This is a genomic window from Burkholderia sp. MSh2, from assembly GCF_000731655.1.
Classification (GTDB): Bacteria; Pseudomonadota; Gammaproteobacteria; order Burkholderiales; family Burkholderiaceae; genus Burkholderia; species Burkholderia paludis.
The window spans coordinates 43,296-52,719 of record NZ_JPGM01000072.1; the positions used below are offsets into that span (position 1 = coordinate 43,296).

Consider the following 9,424-nt stretch of genomic DNA (forward strand, 5'->3'; position numbering starts at 1 on the left):
GGCCCGCCCACCCACGGCGGCCGCACATCTATATCAAGCGACTTGGAGACGATTCATGGCAACGTTAGGCGGGCAAATTTCGCACTCGCCGATGACGGGCGAAGAGAAGAAGGTGATCTTCGCGTCGTCGCTCGGCACCGTGTTCGAGTGGTACGACTTTTACTTGGCCGGCTCGCTCGCGGCCTACATCAGCAAGAGCTTCTTCTCCGGCGTCAATCCGACCGCCGCCTTCATCTTCACGCTGCTCGGCTTCGCGGCCGGCTTTGCGGTGCGGCCGTTCGGCGCGATCGTGTTCGGACGGCTCGGCGACCTCGTCGGCCGCAAGCACACGTTCCTCGTGACGATCGTGATCATGGGCATCTCGACGTTCGTGGTCGGCTTCCTGCCCGGCTACGCGTCGATCGGCATCGCCGCGCCCGTGATCTTCATCGCGATGCGGCTGCTGCAGGGCCTCGCGCTCGGCGGCGAGTACGGCGGCGCGGCGACCTACGTCGCCGAGCATGCGCCGGCGAACCGCCGCGGCTTCTACACCGCGTGGATCCAGACGACCGCGACGCTCGGCCTGTTCCTGTCGCTGCTCGTGATCCTCGGCGTGCGCACGTTCATCGGCGAGGAAGCGTTCGGCAGCTGGGGCTGGCGCGTGCCGTTCGTCGCGTCGATCCTGCTGCTCGCGGTATCGGTGTGGATCCGGATGCAGTTGAACGAGTCGCCGGTGTTCCTGCGCATCAAGGCGGAAGGCAAGACGTCGAAGGCGCCGCTGACCGAAGCGTTCGGCCAGTGGAAGAACCTGAAGATCGTGATCCTCGCGCTCGTCGGCCTGACGGCCGGCCAGGCCGTCGTGTGGTACACGGGCCAGTTCTACGCGCTGTTCTTCCTCACGCAGACGCTGAAGGTCGACGGTGCGAGCGCCAACATCCTGATCGCGATCGCCCTGCTGATCGGTACGCCGTTCTTCCTGTTCTTCGGTTCGCTGTCGGACAAGATCGGGCGCAAGCCGATCATCCTCGCGGGCTGCCTGATCGCGGCGCTGACCTACTTCCCGCTGTTCAAGGCGCTCACGCACTACGCGAACCCGCAGCTCGAACTCGCGACGCAGAAGGCGCCGATCACGGTCGTCGCCGACCCGGCCGCCTGCTCGTTCCAGTTCAACCCGGTGGGCACGTCGAAGTTCACGAACTCGTGCGACATCGCGAAGAGCGCGCTCGCGAAAGCCGGCCTGAACTACGAGAACGTCGCGGCGCCGGCGGGCGCGATGGCCGAGATCAAGGTCGGCGACACGGTGATCCCCGCGTATGACGGCAAGGCGACCGACGCGAAGGCGCAGGGCGCGGCGTTCGACAAGACGCTCGCGTCGACGCTGAAGGCGGCCGGCTACCCGGCGAAGGCCGACCCGGCGCAGCTCAACTGGCCGATGACGATCGTGATCCTGACGATCCTCGTGATCTACGTGACGATGGTGTACGGCCCGATCGCCGCGATGCTGGTCGAGATGTTCCCGACGCGGATCCGCTACACGTCGATGTCGCTGCCCTATCACATCGGCAATGGCTGGTTCGGCGGGTTCCTGCCGGCGACCGCGTTCGCGATCGTCGCGGCGAAGGGCGACATCTATTCCGGGCTCTGGTATCCGATCGTGATCGCGCTGGCGACGTTCGTGATCGGCCTGCTGTTCGTCAAGGACACGAAGGACTCGAACATCTACGCGCAGGATTGAGGACGTAGCGGCGGGTGGTTGCCGGTTGCCGGGCATGCGTTCCGGCGGCTGGCGGCCGGCGCTGGAACGAGGCCGCGCGGGTGCGTCGGTCACTTTTTTTACGAAAGATGAAAAAAGGTGTTGACAGCCGGGCGGTCGATCCGCATAATTCAATTCTTCGGCGAATTAGCTCAGTCGGTTAGAGCGACGGAATCATAATCCGCAGGTCCGGGGTTCGAATCCCTGATTCGCCACCAGCTTCACCAAAAAAGCCGCTGTTCCGTAAGGTTCAGCGGCTTTTTTGCTTTCCGAGCCGCGCAATTCACCTAAAACGGACGCCAACAGGCGAACATTTTAGGCGCGAGGCGGTTTTGGGAGCGTGGGTGCTACACGCCACTGCTACCTTCCGTGGAGAGCACACCGTGAAACACCCCTACCTGACCATCCGCGCCGATTCCCGCCACTTCTACTTCCGCCGCAAGGTGCCGCTCGAGCTGCGCGCCCTGTGTTCGACAAGACCGAAATCTGGCTGAGCCTCAACACGCCCGGCAAGGAGGTCACTCTCACGCGCCTGCCGCTGGCCGCCCACGAATATGGACGCCTGGTCGCCCCGGCCCGGGCCGTAGCCGACACGACCGGCGAGCGCTGGCTGCCGCATGGCCTGCGGCCCGCGAGCGACGACGCGCCCCACCCGTACCACCCGACCGTCTGCCCTGCCGGCTGGACCCCCACTGGCCGACGCCCAGATGCCGCGACTGCTCGAGCGGTATCGCGCCCACGCACTCGCGAGCGAACGCGAGTACCCTAGCGCACACTCCCATTCAAGCGCGGTGAAGCTGCCAGCATATTCGCCTGAAAGGCAGCGCCCTCCGTGCCGTGCTGCAACCGCCTGCATCATCGCCAGCGTATTGCGCCGCCTGGAATGACTACAGTGCGGGCACCATTCACCCTGTCTAATAGCTGCGGGAGTCGTACACCAACGATGTCCCTTGGCACATTGCCACTCTAGCGGCACCCCCGAGTGAGCATATTTTTCGGAAAGACATGCACCGTCTTTGCTTTCAGCAAGGCGGTGCATGTCTTCGATGGTTTTCTTCGTAGTCGTCTACAGCAAACTCGTTGATAAACCGTCCCGTGTTTGGATCGTAATACCGAGGCTCCTTGACCCGTCCAGCAGCCGGCCGATCGGGTCACAAGGATAGGCGTTCGCCGCTTGCGTTGCTACATTATTCAACAACCGCTTTGTTTAGCGCCGAAAGCATATGTTCAAATCGTTCTTTTTGCTGCTCAGCGTAGGGCCAATTTGGATACTTATCGCACGCACGCTTATTCATCCATAACTGATCTAATATTGCCGTCTTTGCTCGCCCAAGAAGCTCAATATTGATCTGACCAACGATCTTCAGCTGCCCAAAGGCCGTAGCAACGATAGCTCGACAGTCACTCTGGAAATACACCTCGTGCATATCGTCTTTGTCTAGCCACTGACGCCGCATCTCCAGATCATCACGAGTTTTCTCCCAAGGCACATCCAACCCCCAACCGGCAAGGTGGTCAGTTAAAAATTCCGTGATGCTCTGATCATCTTCTACCCCTCGATACCAGGCTTCCAGCGCCCGCAACGTGTCATGACCGTCATCACTACCAAAAGGGCTGAAATCGTCGATCACGGAATAATAAAAATACTCAGACGCGAGAGATACAAAGCGAGGATGGCTGGTCTCGCAAGTAGGCCCTTGCTCAGCAGCATCATAGTAACGTCTTTCATTTCCCATGCCAAAATCCGCCCCATATCAAACTATAGATTCACAAAACACCTTGGATCGATAAGGTAGATTTAAAAACCCCATTTCGTCAATCACTCCCACATTCTCATCAACAACCCCAATACATCTGAAATAAGTTAAATTTGGCAAATGCCTAATAAAATCAATACTTTCCGCCACCTCGAGCCATACGGTTTTAAGATTAATTTTTTTAGACAAAAAACTCCAATTTTTAATTCCACGGAACTTCTCAAACATTATGTGCTCAATCGATTTCGCCTCTAATAACGCACTAACATCCGCAAGTCTTCGACAAGAAACAACATGAACTATTGCCAAGTGCGAGAGCCGCTCAATGCCATGAAGACTTCTAACCCCTCCCTCAACAAGACACAATCTCTTTAATTTATTAAAGCCCGCCAAAGGCATAAGATCTTTCCCCGGGTAGTGATAGATAGCCAAATCCACAATATCGGGAAACCGCCCAATCCAAAACAAATCAGATTCGGAAAATAATTCGACAGCGATTTTTTTCAAGAAAGGCAATTTATCGCTTAATGGCAATCCCTCCGGAAAGCCATCTCTCACCGAGATTTCTCGTAAATTTTCGAAAACCAAGTCACTCGGAAATTTTAAAACATCACCCCTTTGTAAATTCAAATAAAGGCGCTCAATAAATTTTACTTCCACCCTCCCAAAATCAAAAATGATCGAATCGGAAGAATTATGTGAAATAGACAGTATTTTTATTTTGAAATTTGAAAGAAAATCCACATAATCATCAATTGGTGAGTTCATTATGGAAAATGAAACAAATTCCCCCAATTCGTCCTTTGCAATAGTAATCTCACCATTCTCCGAAACCATAACGGGACCATCCGGTCCCAAAAAATCAGTTCCAAATAATTTCACATTTTCCGATGACATATTACACCCCAGAGCCAACCGGTTTCACCGGAAGATTTGCAAGCAAGACTGCCGTATCCTTTGCAACCGAAGAGGACAAAGCCAAACACCCTCCCGCCTTAATCGCCTCCGCAGCTTTTTTCCAGGAGAATCAATTCTATTTAATGTTGGCTTTACCCCGGGCAAAGTCGGATACAATCTCATCGCCGCACCATCCACTATCAGCACATAATCGTCTTCTGAGACATTTACACACGGAGATTTAGTATCTATGTGCGTCCCACGAGAAACACCAGAAGGCCCGCCAGCCTCTCTATTTACCGAAGATTTATAACGGTTGCAGCCTCCCTTACCGATATAAGCCTCGCCTGAAGTCGTTTCAAAAACATAGACCCCATTGAGCCCATAAGGGTCAATCCAACTTACAGGGTTGCTGCCGTATTGATAGACGTTGATCCCGGCGGTCAGATCGATTGGATCCTTCGAGATAAACCGTCCGCTACTCGGATCGTAGTACCTGTACCGGTTATAGTGCAGCCCCGTTTCCTCGTCGCAATACTAACCTTGGAAGCGAATCGGAGTGGCACCTCCATGGTGGCAGGACTTTCCTGCCATGTGCCCCTCCTGCCACACCTCCTCTCGCCTGGCGACCAAGCACTTGCACCGACCTCGCCCTACACCGTCTGCGGCATTAATTCACACTTAACTATCCCCAATCAATCCTTGAATTTCTAAAGCCACTCTTTCTATCAATTTATCATCTACCACTATGGAAAAGTCCCAAACTTCCGGATCCTCACCAATAAGTATGTAAACACCGCTATCTTCGCCTCGCTTCCAATGAACAGGACTATTGGCCGATTCCCCAGCCAACACATAATCAATTGCCCTCCCGCCGAAATTGATCACTGCCCCAGCATCTGCAATAGAAACAAATACGTTTAATTCAACTATTGAGGCCGAAAATTTTACAAGAACAGCCTTTCCGCCATTTCGATAAAATGCGTGATCAACATAAACATCAAAATCGTCGCTCATTTATTTCACCTCAATGCGCGTTATCCACATCGATCCCAAGCCCTTCTAGCCGTCCAGCACAGTTGCACGGATCACGCTTTGACGCTCCAACAGATTTTAACCCTGACACACAACTCATCAAATTCTCTTCCGCATGCTTGCTCTTGGAAGTCGGAACCCGCGTTATTCCGAGGCTATCAGCCTTATCTCTTTTCCCGACTTCAAACCCATTACTACTGCCGGCAAACAGGACTCCTGATTCATCCTGTCCAACGGTAATCCCCCCATTTTCCACGGGGTTCAGAAGTAGGAACTAAGCGGCCATGGCCAGCCGCTGCTTTGGCGTAAATCCGCCCAGGGCCATGTTGGGGCGGTCATGATTGTAAGTCCACATCCAGTCGGTTGCGAACTGCTGCACCTGATCGAGATTTTCCCAGTGGTACAGCGATAGCCATTCGTAACGCACGGTCCGATTGAATCGTTCGACATAGGCGTTCTGTTGCGGCTTGCCTGGCTGGATATATTCGAGCTTGATGCCATTGACCGCCGTCCAGGCCGTTATCGCTCCCGACAGATATTCAGGGCCGTTATCGCACCGAATCGCCGCAGGCTTCCCGCGCCAGCCAATGATTTGGCGTAGCGCACGGATCACTCGCTCCGACGGCAGAGAGAAATCGATTTCGATGCCCAGCGCTTCGCGATTGAAGTCGTCGATCACGTTGAACAGCCGGATACTGCGACCGTCGCTTAACTGGTCATGCATGAAGTCCATCGACCAGACCTGATTGACGGCCAGCGGCACCGCTAGTGGTTCCGGTACTTGCCTCACCAGCCGCTTGCGTGGCTTGATCCGCAGGTTCAGCTCCAACTCGCAATAGATCCGGTACACCCGCTTGTGATTCCAGCCGAAGCCTTTCACATTGCGCAGATACAGGAAACACAAGCCGAAACCCCAGTTCCGGTGGTTGTCGGTCAGGCGCAGCAGCCAGTTCGCAATCTCGTCGTTCTCGGCATTCCGCTTGCCGACGTACCGGTAGCAACTCTGACTGATCCCGAACGCCTCACAGGCCAACCGGATCGATACGCCTCGGCTGGATACCGCATGCATGGCCATCTCGCGTCGGCAAGATGGCCTCAGTCTTTTTTTGCGAGTGCCTCCGCAACGATCTCCGCCTTGATCTTTTCCTCGACGTACATCTTGCGCAGCCGGGCATTCTCAGTCTCCAGCTCCTTCATCCGCGCAATCAGCGAGGTATCCATGCCGCCGTATTTCGAACGCCATTTGTAGAACGTCGCCGTGCTGATCCCCAGCTCTCGACACAGGTCCGGCACCGTCAGCCCAGCCTCCACGCGCTTCAGCGCGTCCATGATCTGGCTGTCCGTGAATCTCGACTTCTTCATGCAGTAGAACTCCCTTAACGAGAAAATTCTACTTCTAATCCCGAGGGTTCTGCGGGGGGATTACCGAAGGGCACCACAAAACTCACGCTGAACTGGAACTGCTGATCACCACCACAACATGAACAAGGGACCGCATCTGCGGCCCCCTTTTTCTACTAACGCATGTAGATTGTCTTTAGAAGCTCACCTTCTTCAACGGCGTACACATATGTCACTCCACGACCGTTCTTATACATCCCTTGATCTGCGATCTCAAACGGCACTCCATTGATCTCGTAAGCCGGAAGAGGAGTAAATGAAACGGCAACTAAATCCCTACTTTTCCCAAAATCAACTGAAACTTTATAGTCACCCAAAGACCACTTGCTCTTTGAGAGCCTTCTAAATTCCGCCAAAGCCAGACCAAATATCTCGAAACAATCTCCACGACAAGAGAAATCACTCGGATACTTAGTTGCCAACTCGAGAATATCGTCTTGACTATAGATCACGAGCACCTCCCATAACTGTATAGACCTTGATCTTACCACTTGGCGTACCCAAGTATGAGCGATGACATTTGTTCTTGAGTGCGGCAAGAGCACTGATCTCTTTATCTCTTCTTGAGAAATCGTCGCTATTGAAATCATCCCTGCTTGGATCTGACGTTCTGACAACCTCTCCGTTCGCTCCCAGTACGGAATAATCTCCATGCGTATGATAATCACCTACGATGGTCGCGCCCTTCGGTACTTGTGGCAATGCCAAAGCAGGAATGAAGGTTCGGCCCGTACCAGGAACAGGGATCGTCGCAAAATACTGCCCCCCTTTTTCATAGACTAAGCCACCGAACTCTTTGTTCATCCGGATAGACTTACCCATGACAGATTCGAGTGCGCTACGTGCGGCAGCATCGGCACACCCTCCACTATGGGGCGTTCGAGCCAGCCCAAGCGGATCAGTCCAATGAACGGGATTGTTGGCGTATTGATAGACGTTGATGCCGCCCGCCAACCCGATCGGGTCTTTCGAGATGAACCGTCCCGAGTTCGTGTCGTAATACCTGTGCCGGTTGTAGTGAAGGCCCGTCTCATGGTCGAAGTACTGCCCCTGGAAGCGGATAGGGTTGCGGATACCCGCCTTGCGCGCCGCCTCGCTGATGACTTCCTTCGCTTCACCCCACGCCTTGTAGCACGCTGACCAGGCAACCTCGCCCACCTTGTCGGCCACCTCATGCGGCGCCCCTAGATGATTCTTCCGTTACGTAAGAACGCCCACATTCAGAAATTTAATCCTTTGAATAAATTAGAATCTCCCCATCTGGAAACTCACCCTTCCATCCACAAGGAATACCACCACCCTGATAGATTTCATACATCCTATCGGCAAGCGGAAGCTGCTCATCAAAAAACGTCTTGTTTACAAGGAAAATATAGAAATTTCCACAAATAACGTCAACAATCGAGCTCGACACTCCAAATTCCTCACCCTTCGAAATTAGAGCAGACATCAACTCGCCATCAAATATTTCAGAAATATTTAGAGAAAATTCATCACCCAAATCCAAACTATCCTGCAGATCCATTTGCTCAATAGTTCTCGAATTATTCTCCAGAATACCAGTCCAATACTGATACTCACCACCTTTAATTACATCAACATCCTGATCGCAAGCAAAAATTTCCGCATCTTTTTCATTCGTTACGAGAACTTCACCTTTGCGAGGCACGACTCCACCGCGCAAAAATTTTGGTCCATTTATCAGAGAAAGAAGCTCCTCAGCACATACACGAAGCCTCATTACATACCGTTCCCGAGTAGTCACAGCACATCTCCAAATTAAAATTTACTTAAAATATCATTCCACGCTGACTGACTAGCCCCTTGGCCGTTAACTATTGGATTATCACTTCGCCTAAGTGCCGACCTCAGTGTTTCCTGCATCCCTCTCAAGGCCAATTTTCGAGAAGCACAACTCTTTATAGCACCAACCCGATCAAGCGTTGACTTAATTGCCCTGTCGTACATAGGGTGTTGCGTATTATGTTGAGACCTCCCAAAATAGCGCCCTGTTCTTGCACCTGCATTAGCTCCATCCTTGGGCAAGCCAATCATGTTGTCAGGATCATCCACACCCATGCCAGCACAAGCCAGCACAAGCCAGCATTTTCGAGTACTTGGGATCATTAAATATGTTCTGAGGAATGATGTGGTGGACTTGATACTTATCCCTTTCGGCCCCACCAACTGCATTCCAAAATACATCGCGATAATTTTCCAGGTCTAATGGGTCGATCCACTCAACAGGATTCGGAGCGTATTGATAGACATTGATCCCACCCGCCAGCCCAATCGGGTCCTTGCTGATGAACCGTCCCGACGTCGGATCATAGTACCGATGCCGGTTATGGTGCGGGCCCGCCCGTATCCGTCCTACCTTGCCTTCGCATTGCATCAGCGGGCAACTGCCATGTTGCCCGCCAACCAAGAAATCAATACAGCACTGCTACATTCAATTCAATTCAATTCAATTTAGACAGAACGAATGAAGCCCTCTCCTTAATTTTATCTGAGACATCCCCTTGCATCGCAACAAGCCGAGAAATAATTTCAGCCGCCCCCCTCCATCGCCCAGTCTTAAATTATTGATCAACACATTCCG

The 9,424-nt window shown here is 53.1% G+C and carries 8 protein-coding genes, 1 tRNA gene and 3 pseudogenes; 2 read left to right on the forward strand and 10 right to left on the reverse strand.

Translation table 11 applies throughout. The annotated features are described in order from the left end of the window. Positions 1-55 precede the first annotated feature (55 nt). Together GQ57_RS32465 and GQ57_RS32470 are read left to right on the forward strand one after the other, a co-directional pair. Positions 56-1,714, forward strand: coding sequence for an MFS transporter (locus GQ57_RS32465; RefSeq protein WP_031402560.1), 1,659 nt, complete (start codon positions 56-58; stop codon positions 1,712-1,714). 159 nt (positions 1,715-1,873) lie between these two features. Continuing rightward, positions 1,874-1,950: transfer RNA gene (locus GQ57_RS32470), tRNA-Met, on the forward strand. Between the two features lie 969 nt (positions 1,951-2,919). Here GQ57_RS32470 and GQ57_RS32480 read toward each other — a convergent pair. The 10 genes and pseudogenes from GQ57_RS32480 to GQ57_RS44470 form a co-directional block, all read right to left on the reverse strand. Then, positions 2,920-3,468, reverse strand: a complete 549-nt coding sequence (locus tag GQ57_RS32480; protein ID WP_031402559.1) for a hypothetical protein — start codon at positions 3,466-3,468, stop codon at positions 2,920-2,922. Positions 3,469-3,486: 18 nt separating this feature from the next. Beyond that, on the reverse strand, positions 3,487-4,386 hold the full coding sequence (locus GQ57_RS42425; RefSeq protein ID WP_152603408.1) for a hypothetical protein: 900 nt from the start codon (positions 4,384-4,386) through the stop codon (positions 3,487-3,489). Between the two features lie 378 nt (positions 4,387-4,764). Further along, positions 4,765-4,941, reverse strand: a pseudogene (locus GQ57_RS44460) (RHS repeat-associated core domain-containing protein); the annotation flags it as partial. Between the two features lie 126 nt (positions 4,942-5,067). Continuing rightward, positions 5,068-5,403 carry a hypothetical protein gene (locus GQ57_RS42430; protein ID WP_063962882.1) on the reverse strand — a complete coding sequence of 112 codons (336 nt, stop codon included), beginning with the start codon at positions 5,401-5,403 and terminating at the stop codon, positions 5,068-5,070. A 292-nt stretch (positions 5,404-5,695) separates the two neighbouring features. Continuing rightward, positions 5,696-6,783 (reverse strand): IS3 family transposase gene (locus tag GQ57_RS32485; RefSeq protein WP_152603409.1). Its coding sequence is split into 2 segments (ribosomal slippage): positions 5,696-6,522 and positions 6,522-6,783, totalling 1,089 coding nucleotides; the frame shifts between segments, so codons are not numbered across the junction. A 155-nt stretch (positions 6,784-6,938) separates the two neighbouring features. Continuing rightward, entirely contained in the window at positions 6,939-7,274 is a 336-nt protein-coding gene (locus tag GQ57_RS42435) for a hypothetical protein (protein ID WP_152601926.1), read from the reverse strand. After that, positions 7,264-8,007: pseudogene (locus tag GQ57_RS40690) on the reverse strand (RHS repeat-associated core domain-containing protein); the annotation flags it as partial. The gene GQ57_RS42435 and the pseudogene GQ57_RS40690, both read right to left, overlap by 11 nt. 43 nt (positions 8,008-8,050) lie before the next feature. Beyond that, complete coding sequence (locus GQ57_RS42440) at positions 8,051-8,587, reverse strand: hypothetical protein (protein ID WP_152601925.1); 537 nt, start codon at positions 8,585-8,587, stop codon at positions 8,051-8,053. Between the two features lie 14 nt (positions 8,588-8,601). After that, positions 8,602-9,027, reverse strand: a complete 426-nt coding sequence (locus tag GQ57_RS44465; RefSeq protein ID WP_081895004.1) for an AHH domain-containing protein — start codon at positions 9,025-9,027, stop codon at positions 8,602-8,604. A gap of 13 nt (positions 9,028-9,040) precedes the next feature. Beyond that, positions 9,041-9,181, reverse strand: a pseudogene (locus GQ57_RS44470) (RHS repeat-associated core domain-containing protein); the annotation flags it as partial. Positions 9,182-9,424 lie beyond the last annotated feature (243 nt).